The organism is Streptomyces sp. NPDC038213, from assembly GCF_055600495.1.
Window position 1 is genome coordinate 82,099 of sequence record NZ_JBVJYM010000029.1, and the last position, 14,398, is coordinate 96,496.

Sequence of the window (14,398 nt, forward strand, 5' to 3'; positions counted from 1 at the left end):
ATGGCCCCGATCGGCCGTCTCAAACACCCGCCGGCGGACGGCCGTGCCAGTCGAGGCAGACGACCATCGCGTCATCGGCCGCGTCCGTCCCGCCCCGGTGCCCCGGCAGCTCCTCCAGCAGGGCTTGCGGCACCAGGGGGGCGGGCAGCAGCCGCGTGTTCACGACGGCCCGGGCCAGGGCGTGCAGACCGTAGGCCTCGCCGGCGGGGGAGAGGACGTCGTAGACACCGTCGCTGAGGAAGAACAGCCGGTCGCCGGGCAGCACCCGAAAGCGCTGACTGGTGTAGACGGTGTCCTCGAACATGCCGAGCGGAAGCTGCGCCTCGAGTACCAGCGGCTCCACCACGCCTCCGCGCAGCCGCCAGATCCGCGGGGACCCCGCGTCGATCACCTCGGCCTCGCCGGTGTCCAGGTCGAAGCGCAGCAGCAGCATCGCGAGGTGCTGCCTCCCCTGGTGCTGCCCGTACAGGGCCTGGTCGGCCAGCGCCGCCTGGTCGGCGAGTCCCAGGCCGGCCCGCCTGGCGTTGCGCAGGGCGCTGACGGCGAGGCCGGTCAGCAGGGCCGCGTCGATGCCCTCGCCCATCCCGTTGTTGACGGTGAGGGTCAGGTCGTCCGCGGAGGCCGACCAGTCGAAGCTGTCGCCGAAGACGGCGTACGCGGGCTCCAGTTGGGCCCCGAGGTCGTACTCCGGCCGGGAGCAGGACCGCCCCGGGAGCAGCTGCCACTGCATCTCGGCGGCCAGGGTGAGCCTCCTGGCCCGGCGGGCCCGGAGGAAGAAGTCGGTGTCGCGGTCGGCCACCAGGATCTCGTGGGCCAGGGCGTCGGCCACGTCCTGCAGTCCGCCGAGGAGCCCGCGGACCAGCACGGCGGACGGGAAGCGGACGCTCAGGACCCCGAGCCGGTCGCCGCGCGCCGTCACGGGCAGGTGCACGGTGGTCCCGGCCGGACCGGGCACCGCGTACGGCTCCTGGGATGCGAAGGCCCGCCCCTCGGCGCTGGTGCGCGCCGATACGGAACCGGCCGTGAACGGCAGGGCCGTGACGGGCTGGAGCAGTGTGCAGGCGTAGTCAGCCATCAGGAGTTCGGCGCCGGCCGCCCCGTGGTCGCGGGTCAGGATGGCCCGCACCACCTCGAACAGCTCGTGCGGAGCGGCGCCGCGCAGCGCGCGGGCCACCTCCCCGCAGCCCGTCTCGCCCCCGCCGTGCAGGATTTCCGTCACCGGCCCCGTACCCGTCCTTCCCACAGCTGCCAAGATGGGGGACGACGAAGCAGCCGGTCCGCCGGAAGGGCTGTGCGTACGTCCGGTAGGGAGTGTCACATGGATCAGCGGCCGCTCGGCTCCCCGAGCCCGCCCGCAGGGTCGGCGGTGGCGGGGATGAGCGGGCTGATCGAGCTGCTGGCGGTGGTCTGGGAGCGGGGCCGGGACACGGCCAGCGTCCCGCCCGTGTCCTCGGCGCAGGCGCGGGTGCTGTTCCTGGTGGAGGCGAACGGCCGGCTGAACCAGAGCGAGCTGGGCCGGCTGCTGGAGGCGGCCCCGCCGTCCGTCACCCGGCTCTGCGACCGCCTCCAGGCCGTGGGCTTCCTCGAACGCCATCCGGGCGCCGACGACCGCAGGGAGGTGCTGCTGCGGCTGACGCCCGAGGGCCGGACGTATCTCGAACGGCTCCGCGCCCGGCGGCAGGAGGTGCTGGCCGAGGCGGTGGCCGCGATGCCGGAGGACTCGAGGGCGGCCCTGGCCACAGGGCTCGCCGACTTCTGCGCGGCGGTCGCGGAGCCGTTGCGGCTGCGGCCCCCGGAGCCGCTCGCCACCCGGACGGCCTGAGCCGTCCGCGGGGGCGCGGCGGGGCGCTGCGCCCGGTCAGCCGAGGAGCAGCGCGGTGGTGATCGTCTTGCCGTCGGCGCGGGTGGTGCAGTCGACGCGCTCGGCCAGCCGCTGGATCAGCGGCCAGCCGTAGCCGCCGGGCCGGCCGACCGTGCCCGTACGGGCCACGGGCAGGCGCGGGTCGGCGTCGGCGACGGACAGGTGCAGCCGGCCGTCGTCCACGCCGGCCCGGAAGGCGACGACTCCACCGCCGTGCCGGATCGCGTTGGTGACGAGCTCCGACGTGACGAGCAGCGCGTCCGCGGCCGTGATGCTGTCGAGGTCGACCCCCGCGAGCAGCAGCAGTTCGCGGACGCGCTCGCGGGCGGCCGCCGCGGAGGCGGGCGGCGGGGCGTCCCGGTCGGCCGCTGCCTGTGCGCGGTGCCGCTGCGGGCCCGGCGGGGGTGAGGAGGGCGGGGGTACGTGCACGCTCACCGCCTGCTCGTGGCCGCACGGCTCGTACCGCCGCGACGCGCTCGGGGATGTGGGGTAAGGGTCGGCATGCGGGGGTCAGTCTGCCATCGCGGCGGCCAGGCTGTCCGCCGTACGGAAGGCCGCCGCGGCGCCGGTGACGTCGAACAGGCGCCGGACCGCGGTGCTCAGGGGTCCCGCGAGGACGAGCTCCACCCCGGCGGCCGCGTGGGCGCGCCGCGCGTCGAGCAGCGCGTGCAGGACGGAGGAGTCCACGAACTGCGCTCCCGACAGGTCCACGACGGTGCGCGGCATGCCGCAGGCCGCGGCCTGCGCGAAGGCGCGGGCCAGGAGCGGCGTGTCGTCCTCGTCCACGTCGCCCCGCAGGGTGATGACGGTCGCCCCGTGCTGCGCGGCCGTGGTGACGGCCGTTTCTTCTCCGGTCACCGGTACATCCTCCCGCATCCCGGGACGCGGCCTGCAGGGGGCCCCGGCGGGCCGGCGGTTCGAGGCCCCGGCCACCCCCCGGGGTGAGGATTCGCAACCGCGTTCACGGGGGGCCCGGTTGCGGGGAGCAGGGCCGATGGAGGATGGTTGCCGTAGGACAACTGTTATTCCGAAGTGTTTCCGACGTGATGAACGCGATGAAGAGGTGAGGGGTCCGCACAGCGGGCCTTCAACGTTTGGTTCCTTCCGCCGAGACAACGCCGCACTCATCCGCCGCGGGCCTGCCGTGGGGTCAGGCCCCCTACCCGGTCCTGGTGGCCGACGCAGCTTCCGTGGTCCTCCGCGCCAACGCGGCGGCAGCGCTGCTGTTCCCCGGTGCCCGCCCCGGCGCGGCCCTGGCGGACGCGGTCCCCGGCTGGCTGGCCTCGGCGCACGCGCGCCACACCGCACCCGTACCCGCGCAGCGCCCGACCGCCGGGTCCGCAGCCGTCCAGGGGCCCGTCGGGGACCGCTCCTACGAGGCCCACGCGACCCCCGGCGACGACGGCACCGTCGTCTGGTGGCTCGTCGACGACACCGACCACCGGCTGGCCCGCCAGGCCCTGCGGACCGAGCGCGAGCGCACCGACTTCCTGGTCCGCTCCTCCAACCTCCTGCTGTCCTCCCTCAACCTGGACCGCTGCACCGACGTCACGGCGCAGATGGCCGCCGACCACCTCGCCGACGCCGCCCTGGTGATCGCCCCCGCGCAGGGCCCCGAACTGCCCGTCGTCTCCTGCGTGCGCGGCGGCACCCCGACCGCGTCCCGCGCCCTCGTCGACCCCGCTGACGTGCCCGGCCTGGCCGAGGCCCTCCAGGGCTTCCCGCCCGTCCCCTCCCGCTGGCTCGACCCCAGCGCCGCACCGGCCTGGCTGCTGCCGGACGGCCTCGCAACCCTCGGCTCGATCGTCATCACGCCGCTGCCCGGACACGGCGTTCCCGCGGGGGCCCTCGTCCTGCTGCGCGCCGACGCGGCCGGCGCCTTCACGGAGGGGGAGGAGGTCTTCGCCCGCCTCTTCGCCGCCCGCGCCGGCGCCGCGATGTCGGCCGCCCGGCTCTACGCCGAACAGGCCTCGATCACCGACACCCTGATGCGCGAACTCCTGCCCCCCGCGCTGCACCAGGTCTCCGGCGTGGAGTACGCGGGCGGCTACCGGCCCTCCAAGGACCACGAGAGGGTCGGCGGCGACTTCTACGACGTCCACCCCGCCGCGGACGAGGGCGCCGCCTCCCTCGTCGTGCTCGGCGACGTGTGCGGCAAGGGGCTGGAGGCCGCGGTGATGACCGGCAAGATCCGCAACACCCTGCACGCCCTCCTGCCGATGGCCGACGACCACCACCGGATGCTCAGCCTGCTCAACACCTCCCTGCTGAACTCGGAGAACGCCCGCTTCGCCACCATGGTGCTCGCCTCGGCCGCCCGCGAGGGCAACGCGGTGCGCCTGCGCCTGACCAGCGCCGGACACCCCGCCCCGCTGATCCTGCGCGCCGACGGCCGGGTCGAGGAGGCCCGTACGAAGGGCACGCTCGTGGGCGCCCTGCCGGAGATCACCACGCAGTCGGCCCGCGTGACGCTCGCGCCCGGGGACACCTGCGTGCTCTACACCGACGGGATCAGCGAGGCCAGGGGAGGACCCATGGGCGGTGCCATGTTCGGGGAGGAGCGCCTGCGCCGCGCCCTGGCGCAGTGCGCGGCGATGCCCGCCGAGGCGGTCGTGGAGCACGTGCAGATGCTCACCTCCCGGTGGGTCGGGGCGGGCAGCCACGACGACATGGCCGTCGTCGCGATCTCGGCACCCCGCACCAACCACCTCAGCGCCGTGGACGGCCACACCCGCGGACGGTTCACCGCGTGAGCCCGGACGCCACCGCGGCCCCCGCCCCGGCGCCGCTCCGGACCCCCCTCCCCACCTCGGCCGAACTGCGCGACAGCGTCTGGGAGTCGGTGATGGCCTTCGACGAGGGCGCCACGGTCGCCACGGTGCTCCGCGCCCTGGACGCGGGCATGGCGCCCGAGGACCTGCTGCTCGACGTCATCGGCTCCGTGCAGGGCCGGGTCGGCCGGGAGTGGGCGGCGAACCGCATCACCGTCGCCCAGGAGCACGCCGCGACCGCCATCAACGACCGCGCCGTCGCCGCCCTGGCCCGGCACTGCGGCACCCGCCCGGGAGCGGCCTCCCGAGGCCGGATCACCGTGGCCTGCGTCGACGGCGAATGGCACGCCCTGCCCGCCCGGCTCCTCGCCGAGGTGCTGCGGCTCAGGGGCTGGCGCGTCGACTACCTCGGGGCGCAGGTGACCGCCCCGCACCTCGTCGCCCACCTGCACCGCACCGGCCCCGACGCCGTGGCTCTCTCCGGCTCGCTCGCGACCCGGCTGCCCGCCGCGCACGCCACCATCACCGCCTGCCAGGCCCTCGGCACACCCGTCATCGTGGGCGGGGCCGCCTTCGGCCCCGGGGGCCGCTACGCCCGCCTGCTGGGCGCGGACGCCTGGGCCCCCGACGCGCGGACCGCCGCCGCCCGGCTGGCCGCCGGCCCGCTGCCGCGGCCCCGCCCCGGCCACCAGGCCATCGACGACCTGCCCCACCTGAAGGACCAGGAGTACACCCTGGTCGCCCGCAACCGGCCCCGGCTGGTCGGGGCGGTGTTCAGGGAACTGGAGAACGCCCATCCGGCGCTGCGCTCCTACACCGAAGCGCAGCGCGAGCGGACGGCCGAAGACCTCTCCCACATCGTCGAGTTCCTGGCGGCAGCCCTCTACACCGACGACGAGGAGCTGCTCACCGGCTTCCTGCAGTGGACCGCGGGCGTCCTGGACGCCCGCGGCGTCCCCGCCGCCGCCTCACTGCCGCCCGCGCTGGGCCTGCTCGAGCGCGAACTGCAGGACTTCCCACGCGCCACAGCCCTCCTGCGGGCCGGAGCCGCCGCCATCCCCCGCACACCTCCTACCGGGACCCCTGAATGACACGCCTGCCCTCCGCCCCGCTCGGCCTGACGTCCTCCGCCTCCCACGGCGCCGCACGCATCGAGCTGAACGGCGATCTCGACCACCGCCACGCCGACCGCCTGGTCGAAGCCGCCGACCGGCTGCTGGCCGCGCACCCCGGGCTGCGCGACCTGCGCCTGGACTGCGCCGGCCTGTCGGCCGTGGACTCCAGCGGCCTGGCCGCCCTCCTGCTGGTCCGGCGGCGCACCGACCGGGCGGGAACGGAACTGCACCTCGAGGGCCGGACCGTGCAGCTCGACCGCCTCCTTGAGATCACCGGCACCCTGGACCACCTCACGCAGCAGACCACCGGCAGCGCACCCCTGCGCCGTACCGGAGGCGACGCCCCGACCGGTCCGCCCCCGGAGGAGAACCAGCCCCCCGCCCCCTCCACCGCCCCGGACCCGGGCGCCTGAACCGCACAGCGGCCCCCTCGGCCAGGCCCTGAAGAGGTTCGAGCAGCGACTCGACCACAGCCGCAGCACCGCCGTACGCGAGGCAGCCGGCGACGACCGCGCGGCGGCCGCCCTCCGCACCGAGGCCCTGCGCGTGTTCGCCGCCTTCGGAGCCCGGGAGCACGAGGAGGCCTCCCACCGCCCGGGAACCCGCCGCGAGACCAGTTCTCCCGGGCCGCCGGCGTGCACGCCACGGCGCCGGGCCGCCGTACGGTCAGGCCCTGGGGGGCGTGGCGAGCAGGCGGACCAGGGCGACGACGCCGCCGGGCAGCAGCGCAAGGCCCGGGATGAGGTACCAGCCGCTGCCGCCGCTCGACAGGAAGCGGGCCCCGAGCCAGCCGAGGGCGGCTACGGAGACCACGACGAGCACCGCGAAGTAGGCGATGCGGATCTCCCTCGCCCGTACGCGGGCACAGGCCGCACCCAGCCACAGCAGCATCCCGAGTCCCATGACGGCGTACATGATCAGCACGAGCATCCCCTCCCGTTCGCCTTCATCCTGGCGAGGGAGTGTGCCACGCGGCCGCCGCGCACCGGAACACGCCCGCCGGTGGAGCGGACCCCGGGTCGCACCCCTACACGGCGCTCGCGGACGGCGCGCCGGTTTCCGTTCCGGCGCCGCCGGTTTCCGCCTTGGTACCGCCGGCGTGGACCGGCCCGCGGGGAAGCACCCGTCCCAGCCACCCCGGCAGCCACCAGTTGGCCCGCCCCAGGAGCGTCATCGTCGCCGGCACCAGCACCATGCGCACCACCGTGGCGTCGATGAAGATCGCGGTGGCGAGGCCGAGCCCGAACATCTTGGTGGACGGGTCGTTGGCGACGGCGAAGGACAGGAAGACCGCCACCATGATGAGGGCGGCCGAGGTGATGATCCGGGCGGTGCCCGAGACCCCCTCGACGATCGCGGTGCGGTTGTCGCCGGTGCGCAGGTACTCCTCGCGTACGCGCGCGAGGAGGAACACCTCGTAGTCCATCGACAGGCCGAACAGGATGGCGAAGAGGAACATCGGGATGAACGACACGATGGGAACCGTCGCTTCCAGCCCGATGAGCGCGCCTCCCCAGCCCCACTGGAAGACGGCGACCATGATGCCGTAGGCCGCGCCGATGCTCAGCAGGTTCAGCAGCACCGCCTTCAGCGGTACGAGGACCGAGCGGAAGACCAGCACGAGCAGCAGGAACGACATCGCCAGCACGGCGGCGACGAGCACCGGCAGCCGCTCGCTGGTCCGTTGGCCCACGTCGGACAGGCTCGCGGTGGCGCCGCCGATGTGGGCGCTGGCCGGGCCGTCCCCGACCGCCGCGGGCAGCACCTCGGTCCGCAGGCGGACGAGGGTGTCGGCGGTGGCCTCGTCCTGGGGGCTGGTGGTCGGGAACACCACGAGGGTCGCGATGCCGCTGGCCCGGTCGGTGCGGGTCGGGGCGACGGACGCGATGCCCGGGTCCGCCGTCACCGCCCCGACGAGCCGGTCCAGCACACCGGGATCCCCGGCGGGGTCCGCGGCGATGACGAGCGGCCCGTTGGTGCCCGGCCCGAACCCCTCGGCGACGAGGTCGTAGGCGCGGCGCTCCGTACGGCTCTGGGGCAGCGAGCCGTCGTCGGGCAGGCCGACGCGCAGGCCGAGTACGGGCAGGGCGGCGGCCAGCAGCAGCCCCGCCGCGCCGACCGCGTACACCGCCGGGTGCCGGCTGACGTGCCCGATCCAGCGCCGCCACCCGCCGGGGACAGCCCCGCCCGCCACGGCGTCCCGCTGCCCTGCACGCCGGCCCGGCCGCCCGTACCGAAGCGCCCGCAGTGCCCGGCCGGCCCGTCCGGTCCGGCCCAGCCGCTGACCGGCGGCGCCGAGGAAGGCCGGCAGGAGCGTCACCGACGCGGCCACCATGATCAGGACGACGAGCGAGACCGCGAACCCGCCCACCGTCATGAACGGCACGTTCGCGACCGCCAGTCCGAGGATCGACACGACGACGACCCCGCCGGCGAAGACCACGGGCCTGCCCGCCGTGGCCACCGCCCGCCCCGCCGCCTCGTGCGGATCCAGCCCGTCCGCCAGGTATTCCCGGTGCCGCGCGAGGACGAACAGCGCGTAGTCGATGCCCACCCCGAGCCCGACCATGCTGCCGAGCACGGGGGCGAAGCCCGGTACGTCCGTCACCCCCGCCAGCACCGTCATCGCGGCGACTCCGACGGTCAGCCCGAACACCGCCATGCCGATCGGCAGCGCGGCGGCGACGAGCGAACCGAAGGCCAGGAACAGGATCGCGGCCGCGGCGAGGATGCCGATCAGCTCGCTGGCGCCGCCGGCGGGCTCGGCGAAGGCGTAGAAGAGGCTGCCGCCCATCTCGATGCGCAGGGGCAGCTCGGCGCGCAGCCGCTCGCCGAGACCGACGAGGGCGTCGAGGTCCCCGGCGGAGAGCCGGCTCTGGTCCGGGTACTGCACCCGTACGACGGCGATCCGCCCGTCGCCCGAGACGAGACCGCCCCGCACGGCGGCGTCCCCGCGGACGCCGAGCGCACCCGCCGGATCGCTGGTGCCCAGCACGTGCGGCAGCCGCTGGACCTCGCTCTGCAACCGCGCGAGAGCAGTGCGCGCACCGCCGTGGCCGAAGAACGTCGTACCGCCGTCGAGCGGGGTGACGACCACCTGGGCGGTCATCCCCTCCTGGCCGGTGCCGGCCCGCCCGATCAGCTCCGCGGCCCGCTGGGAGTCCAGCCCCGGCGCGGTCATCGAGTCCGCGGTCCGCCCGCCGAAGGCGACCGCGGCGAGGACGGCGAGCGCGGCGGCGGCCAGCCAGGTGGCGATCACCCGCCAGGGATGGCGGGCCGCACCTGTCCCCAGGCGCAGCAGGGCTTTCGAGAGCATCGGATCCTCCAACCACCTCGTCGGCCGCGCTGTACGGCCGCCGGTCCCGAGACTCCTCGCCGCGCCGCTGCGCGGCATCGGCCCCCGGGCCGCGGATCCCTCGGCCCCGGGGCGGAGCGGCTCCCCGTACTTTCGGCCGATGCGCACCGCACCGCCGCGCCTAGGCTGAGAAGCGTGCTACGAGACGACCTGCGCACCCTGTGGACCGAACCGAGGCCGCCCGCCCCGCCCGCCCGCGTGGGGCGGGACTGGGCCCTGCTCGCCGCGGGCCTGGCCGGTGTGCTCCTGGAGGCCGTCCTGCGGGAGAACGTCGTGTGGCGGCCGGTGGCGGTGGTGTTCGCCGTAGGGGTGTGCGTGCTGACCCTGTGGCGCCGTACCCACCCCCTGGCCGTGATCGGACTGGCCTTCGGCGCGGTGGTCGTGCTCCAGGCGGCCACCCTCATCGCCGCCCCGCCCGAGCCGGTCGGCCTGGTCACCGGCATCATCGTGCTCGTCCCGGTCTACGCGCTCCTGCGGTGGGGATCGGGACGGGAGGTCGTACTCGGCGGCGCCCTGGTCCTCGCGGCCGCCGTCCTGGCCACCCTCACGGACGACACGCCGGTCGTCGAGAAGGTCGCAGGCCTCGTCTTCCTGATGCTGCCCGGCGTGGCCGGGGCCGCCGTACGGTTCCGGGTGACCGCACGCGAGCGGCTGCTGGAGCAGGTGCGCTCCCGCGAACGGGAACAGCTCGCCCGCGAACTCCACGACACGGTGGCCCACCACGTCTCGGCCATGGTCATCATCGCCCAGGCCGGCCGGGTCCTCGCGGCCACCGACCCGTCCGCCGCCGTCGGCGCACTCGAAGGGGTCGAGGAGGAGGGGGCCCGCACGCTGGAGGAGATGCGCGCCATGGTCGCCGCCCTGCGCGACCGAGGCGTCGGCGCCGACCTGGCGCCGCCCGCCGGAGTGGCGGACCTGGAGCGCCTGGTACGGACCCCCGGCGGCCGCCTCCGGGTCGACCTGGGACTCGACGGCGAGCTCGACGCCCTGCCCCCGGCCGTGGACGCGGCCGTCTACCGTATCGTGCAGGAGTCCGTCACCAACGCGGTGCGCCATGCGGTCGACGCCACCGAGGTCGTCGTCCGCGTCTCCACCGCACCGCACACGGTACGGGTCACCGTCCGCGACGACGGCCAGCGCACCGGCCGCGGCGGCCGCGACGGATACGGACTCACCGGCCTCCGCGAACGCGCCGCCCTGCTCGGCGGCACCCTGCGGGCCGGCCCGGGCGCCGACCGGGGCTGGCAGGTCGAAGCCGAACTGCCCAGAGGAAGGACCGACGGCGGTGCCCATCCGCGTCCTCGTCGCTGACGACCAGGCCATCATCCGCACCGGCCTGCGCATCATGCTCGACGCCCAGCCCGGCATCGACGTGGTCGGCGAGGCGGCCGACGGGCAGGAAGCAGTCCGCCTGGCCCGCGAACTGCGCCCCGACGTCTGCCTGTTCGACATCCGCATGCCCCTGGTCGACGGGCTCGAAGCCACCCGGCTGATCGCCGGCCCGGACGTCACCGACCCGCTGGCCGTGGTCGTCATCACCACCTTCGACCTCGACGAGTACGTCTACGGCGCGCTGCGCGCAGGAGCCCGCGGATTCCTCCTCAAGGACACGGGCCCCGACCTCCTGGCCCAGGCCGTACGGTCGGCAGCCGACGGCGAGGCGCTCATCGCCCCCAGCGTCACCGTCCGCCTGCTCCACGCCTTCGCGGACCTGCCCGCCGGCCGCCCCGCGACCCAGCCCGTCTCCCCGGTCACCGCCCGCGAGGAGCAGGTGCTCCTGGCCGTCGCCCGCGGCCTGACCAACACCGAGATCGCCGACACGCTCCACATCAGCCTCAGCACGGTCAAGACCCACCTGGCCAGCCTCATGGCCAAACTCGGCGCCCGCAACCGCGTGGAGATCGCCATGTGGGCCTACGAAACCCGCCGCATCCTCCCCGGAACCTGAACCGGGCCCGTACGCGCGCAACCGCCCCGGCAGCAGCTGCGTGACGAGAGGGTGTGACCCGTTCAGACGTTCCTCCTCAGCCGCCGCAGAGCCGACCGCCCCGGGTGACCGCCACCCGGGCCGGGAGACACGGCAGAGCCGTGCAACTGTCCCTGGCCGGGCTGCTGGGAGGAGCAGCGGGATGGGCCGCCGTCGCGCTCGCCGCCCGCGCCCGGGCGTACTGCGACGCGGGCTGGGATGCCGGCGGCCGGTTCGAGATGACGTTCCTGCTGCTCCTGATGGTGCCGGGCTGTGCCTTCCTGGCCGTCATGACCGCCCTCCTCAGCCAGGGACTACCCGCCGCACTGCGCCCGCTCCCGGTCGTTCTGACCCTTGCCGCGGTGGTCCTCTGCTTCTTCGCCGTGAAGGGAACGCTCAACGGCTACCCCGGCAACCAGGAGCTCTGCGCCCCGGACAACATCCCGCCGTGGTGGCCGTCCTGGCTCCCGGCCTAGCACGACGACAGAAGCGCGGACGGGCACCGGACCGCTCAGGAGGGGCCTGCCCCGGCCGGGCCCCCGGCCAGGGCCTGCCCGCGGAAGGCTGCTGGCGGCATCCCGTACGCATCGCGGAACGCCCGGCTGAACGCGGACGCGTGCCGGAAGCCCCGCCGGGCGCCGATGAGGTGGACGGGTACGTCCCGCTGCAGCGGGTCCGCCAGGTCCCGGCGCGCCCGCGCGAGCCGCTGGCCCAGCAGGAAGGCCGCGACCGTCACCCCGTCCCCCTCCTGCTGGAACACCCGGTGGAGGTAGCTGACGGAGATGTGGTGGGCGGCGGCGATCGCGGGCACGTCCAGCAGCGGATCGTCGGAGTTGTCCCGGACGAAGGCCATCACGCGCAGCGCCAGGGTCCGCCGGTGCGTCTCGGGGGTCAGCGACCGGTCCGCTTCGAGGACGCCGGCGAAGAGGGAGGCGACGAGATCGGCCAGTACGCCGCTCAGCCGCGGCCCGTCCGTCGGCCGGTACGACCCGCTGTCCCCGGTCACCTGGTCGAGGAAGGCAGCCAGCAGGGCCCCCATCCCCTCCCGGCCCGAGATCCGCCTGCCGATGGCCCGTCCGGCGGTGTGCGGGGGCAGCGGCAGCAGCGCCTTGGGCACCTCGACCCCGATGATCTCGACGGAGCGCGGGCCGGAACTGATCTCGAACGGCCGCGACGTGTCACTGGTGTGGATGTCGAACACACCGTGCACCACGGTGTCCTTGCCCAGCGTCACCGCTCCCGCCCCGCGCTTGATGAGCGAGAGGTGGAACGCCTCGGGATCCGACCGCGATATCAGCTTCGGCGTGCGCACGAAGGTCAGGGGACGGCACTCCATCGGATAGACCGAGATCCCGCCGAGCGAGATGACGCGCTGGTTCACCCAGAAGTCGGCGGCGTGCTCACTGCGCATCTCCATGGGCGCGTGCGTCTCCGACATCAGCGCCCTCCAGCTGTCGAAACGGTCGCCGGGCGCCAGGTCCGCGCTGCGGAACGTTCTCTCAGGCAGCATGATCACGGGTCTACACCGGCCACGGCAGCCCGCGCAACAAGCGCCGCCCCTCCCCGGAGGCGACTCTGCGTCAAGCCACTGTGCACACCAGGCCAATGCCCCGCCCCCAAGCCCTTGGCAGACTGCACACCAGAAGGTCGGCGGGGACCGGAATCCGGACCCCCACCACCTGACAACCGGGTTCCCTTCACGGTCCCGGCACTGCGCTTACGCCGCCCGAGAACGGGGGTCTCGGGCGGCGTCAGCCCACTGCTGTCGCTGATCAGTGAAACTGCGCAGTCGTCAGGTCTCTGACCTGCGGTTGTGCAGTTTGATTGAGCGAGATGCAGGCCTGTGGCTCACTGAATCTGCGCAGATTTCGGAGCGCGCGAGCGTTTGACCTGCGGTGCTCCCAGCTCCGGGCGTATATGTGCAGGTTGGTTGAGCGCTGCGTAGTTTCATTGATCCGCGACACCAGTCCCCAGCCACGCGCTCCTGACGGCCCCCAGGTTTGATCCCCGAGTTAATCCAAAGGAGAAAATGAAGCAGGGGGGTGGAAAACAGCGGGACCCGACCGATTGTCCGTCAGCTGGTGTGGATGCTGATGGCGGTGGGGGTGTTGGAGACTGTGCGATGTTATTGCGTGGGGCCGGGTGTGCCTTGAGACTCAGTTGCATGGACCTGACACCTGTGGAAGCGACGCTGATCGCCACAGTCGTCACGACGATCGTGACGACTTCAACCGTTGCTGGGACCCATTTGCTGACGCGGAGCCGTGAGCGGCGTCATCTTGTTTGGAACCGGAAGATGGATGCTTATGCGGAAGCCGTTCGGGTGTGTGTTGCCTACCGGCGGATAGTCAGGTGGGGCGTTCCTTGTGCTGCCAACGTGCCGGATGCGCTTCATGATGCAGAGATTTTGGGGATGATCGGTGCGCGTATGCAGATGTTCGGTTCTCCTGAGGTATCTGAGTTGTGGCAGAAATTTCTGGTGTCTTTGCATTCCTGGAAATATGCCTTTGATGTTTATGAGGGGAGAGAGGAGCGGATTGGGAATTCGGTCAGTGCGACTGAAGACGGAGTTATCTTTGTGGCCATCCCAGTTCCGCACACGGAGGTGTCATTTGGATCTGGGGGGATAGTCGATCGTGAGTGGGGGGAGTCCGCCCCGGAGGCCTCTCCTAAGCCGGAAGTGAGTGCTGAGGAGCGGCGGTCCCGCCAGCGCGAGGAGCTGATCGTGGCTGGAGAGCACGGGATGGTCAGTGCTGACCAGCTGATCCAGGCGGTTAAGCGAGAGGTCAGCTTCCGGAAACCCAGGTAGGAGAAACCAGAAGGGTTCGGGTCGGGAGCAGAGAGCCCCCGCAAGGGCAGTACCCCGCCGCGTGGGTGCTGCGGTGACGGACAGTTCGCGTACGAGCGCGTGGCCCACGGTCGACACGACGCCCCCGGCCGCCCCGCTGCTGCTGGCAGCCCGCGGAGCGGACAGGCCTCAAGGCGCCAAGCCGCAAGGCCAACCCCCTCGCACAGCAAGGGAGTTTCACGGGTGTGTGGAGCGAGCCCGGGTCCGCAGCGAAGCGGAGGACCGCCGGCCGAAGACCGGCCACCAGGCCCGCACAGCGGGCCTGGTGGGTGCAGCGAAGCGAAACCCGACCATCCGGAGCGAAGCGCAGGACACCGCCCGAAGGGCGGGCCTAGCTCGGCTCCGCCGAGCTAGCCGAGCGGAGCGAGGCGCTTCACCGCTCCGGAGCGAAGCGGAGGAGCCAGGCGCCGAAGGCGCCTCGGCCGAGCGCAGCGAGGCCGTTCGCTCCTGAGCGCGCAGCGCTCAGGTACCCGCTCCGCGGG

The 14,398-nt window shown here is 73.6% G+C and carries 14 protein-coding genes; 8 read left to right on the forward strand and 6 right to left on the reverse strand.

Annotated features, from left to right (window positions below):
* Window positions 1-19 precede the first annotated feature (19 nt).
* Window positions 20-1,219: a PP2C family protein-serine/threonine phosphatase gene (locus ACZ7JZ_RS29220; protein ID WP_470944458.1), complete on the reverse strand. Its 1,200-nt coding sequence runs from the start codon at window positions 1,217-1,219 to the stop codon at window positions 20-22.
* 99 nt (window positions 1,220-1,318) lie between these two features.
* On the opposite strand from ACZ7JZ_RS29220, the gene ACZ7JZ_RS29225 reads away from it, so the two are divergent.
* Window positions 1,319-1,822 carry a MarR family winged helix-turn-helix transcriptional regulator gene (locus ACZ7JZ_RS29225; protein ID WP_470944460.1) on the forward strand — a complete coding sequence of 168 codons (504 nt, stop codon included), beginning with the start codon at window positions 1,319-1,321 and terminating at the stop codon, window positions 1,820-1,822.
* A 36-nt stretch (window positions 1,823-1,858) separates the two neighbouring features.
* On the opposite strand, the gene ACZ7JZ_RS29230 is transcribed toward ACZ7JZ_RS29225, so the two are convergent.
* Window positions 1,859-2,296, reverse strand: coding sequence for an ATP-binding protein (locus ACZ7JZ_RS29230; protein ID WP_470944462.1), 438 nt, complete (start codon window positions 2,294-2,296; stop codon window positions 1,859-1,861).
* Between the two features lie 75 nt (window positions 2,297-2,371).
* Window positions 2,372-2,719 (reverse strand): STAS domain-containing protein, encoded by a 348-nt coding sequence (locus ACZ7JZ_RS29235; protein WP_470944464.1) that lies wholly within the window; start codon window positions 2,717-2,719, stop codon window positions 2,372-2,374.
* A 314-nt stretch (window positions 2,720-3,033) separates the two neighbouring features.
* Here ACZ7JZ_RS29235 and ACZ7JZ_RS29240 point away from each other — a divergent pair, with 314 nt between their 5' ends.
* The 3 genes from ACZ7JZ_RS29240 to ACZ7JZ_RS29250 all read left to right on the forward strand — a co-directional run bounded on the left by ACZ7JZ_RS29240 (window position 3,034) and on the right by ACZ7JZ_RS29250 (window position 6,160).
* Entirely contained in the window at window positions 3,034-4,614 is a 1,581-nt protein-coding gene (locus ACZ7JZ_RS29240; RefSeq protein ID WP_470944465.1) for a PP2C family protein-serine/threonine phosphatase, read from the forward strand.
* Window positions 4,615-4,706: 92 nt separating this feature from the next.
* Window positions 4,707-5,723 carry a cobalamin B12-binding domain-containing protein gene (locus ACZ7JZ_RS29245; RefSeq protein ID WP_470944495.1) on the forward strand — a complete coding sequence of 339 codons (1,017 nt, stop codon included), beginning with the start codon at window positions 4,707-4,709 and terminating at the stop codon, window positions 5,721-5,723.
* A complete protein-coding gene (locus ACZ7JZ_RS29250; protein ID WP_470944467.1) occupies window positions 5,720-6,160 on the forward strand; it encodes an STAS domain-containing protein in 441 nt (146 codons plus the stop codon). Before ACZ7JZ_RS29245 ends, ACZ7JZ_RS29250 begins: the two co-directional genes overlap by 4 nt.
* Before the next feature lie 253 nt (window positions 6,161-6,413).
* On the opposite strand, the gene ACZ7JZ_RS29255 is transcribed toward ACZ7JZ_RS29250, so the two are convergent.
* On the reverse strand, window positions 6,414-6,677 hold the full coding sequence (locus tag ACZ7JZ_RS29255; protein WP_470944469.1) for a hypothetical protein: 264 nt from the start codon (window positions 6,675-6,677) through the stop codon (window positions 6,414-6,416).
* A 97-nt stretch (window positions 6,678-6,774) separates the two neighbouring features.
* Window positions 6,775-9,063, reverse strand: a complete 2,289-nt coding sequence (locus ACZ7JZ_RS29260) for an MMPL family transporter (RefSeq protein ID WP_470944472.1) — start codon at window positions 9,061-9,063, stop codon at window positions 6,775-6,777.
* Window positions 9,064-9,237: 174 nt separating this feature from the next.
* Here ACZ7JZ_RS29260 and ACZ7JZ_RS29265 point away from each other — a divergent pair, with 174 nt between their 5' ends.
* The 3 genes from ACZ7JZ_RS29265 (at window position 9,238) to ACZ7JZ_RS29275 (ending at window position 11,544) form a co-directional block, all read left to right on the forward strand.
* Entirely contained in the window at window positions 9,238-10,413 is a 1,176-nt protein-coding gene (locus ACZ7JZ_RS29265; protein ID WP_470944475.1) for a sensor histidine kinase, read from the forward strand.
* Window positions 10,388-11,050, forward strand: coding sequence for a response regulator (locus ACZ7JZ_RS29270; RefSeq protein ID WP_470944478.1), 663 nt, complete (start codon window positions 10,388-10,390; stop codon window positions 11,048-11,050). The genes ACZ7JZ_RS29265 and ACZ7JZ_RS29270 overlap by 26 nt, the downstream gene beginning before the upstream one ends.
* A 140-nt stretch (window positions 11,051-11,190) precedes the next feature.
* The gene (locus ACZ7JZ_RS29275; protein ID WP_470944481.1) at window positions 11,191-11,544 is read left to right on the forward strand and encodes a hypothetical protein; all 354 of its coding nucleotides are present in this window, start codon (window positions 11,191-11,193) and stop codon (window positions 11,542-11,544) included.
* Window positions 11,545-11,579: 35 nt separating this feature from the next.
* Here ACZ7JZ_RS29275 and ACZ7JZ_RS29280 read toward each other — a convergent pair whose 3' ends face one another.
* Window positions 11,580-12,578 (reverse strand): AraC family transcriptional regulator, encoded by a 999-nt coding sequence (locus ACZ7JZ_RS29280; RefSeq protein ID WP_470944482.1) that lies wholly within the window; start codon window positions 12,576-12,578, stop codon window positions 11,580-11,582.
* Between the two features lie 654 nt (window positions 12,579-13,232).
* On the opposite strand from ACZ7JZ_RS29280, the gene ACZ7JZ_RS29285 reads away from it, so the two are divergent.
* Complete coding sequence (locus tag ACZ7JZ_RS29285) at window positions 13,233-13,877, forward strand: hypothetical protein (RefSeq protein WP_470944485.1); 645 nt, start codon at window positions 13,233-13,235, stop codon at window positions 13,875-13,877.
* Window positions 13,878-14,398 lie beyond the last annotated feature (521 nt).

What these genes read in the sequence shown, in the direction of transcription:
- ACZ7JZ_RS29255 (WP_470944469.1), bottom strand. Translation starts at nt 6,677, where the DNA reads ATGCTCGTGCTGATCATGTACGCCGTCATGGGACTCGGGATGCTGCTG.
- ACZ7JZ_RS29280 (WP_470944482.1), bottom strand. Translation starts at nt 12,578, where the DNA reads ATGCTGCCTGAGAGAACGTTCCGCAGCGCGGACCTGGCGCCCGGCGAC.
- ACZ7JZ_RS29285 (WP_470944485.1), top strand. Translation starts at nt 13,233, where the DNA reads ATGGACCTGACACCTGTGGAAGCGACGCTGATCGCCACAGTCGTCACG.
- ACZ7JZ_RS29260 (WP_470944472.1), bottom strand. Translation starts at nt 9,063, where the DNA reads ATGCTCTCGAAAGCCCTGCTGCGCCTGGGGACAGGTGCGGCCCGCCAT.
- ACZ7JZ_RS29250 (WP_470944467.1), top strand. Translation starts at nt 5,720, where the DNA reads ATGACACGCCTGCCCTCCGCCCCGCTCGGCCTGACGTCCTCCGCCTCC.
- ACZ7JZ_RS29225 (WP_470944460.1), top strand. Translation starts at nt 1,319, where the DNA reads ATGGATCAGCGGCCGCTCGGCTCCCCGAGCCCGCCCGCAGGGTCGGCG.
- ACZ7JZ_RS29245 (WP_470944495.1), top strand. Translation starts at nt 4,707, where the DNA reads ATGGCCTTCGACGAGGGCGCCACGGTCGCCACGGTGCTCCGCGCCCTG.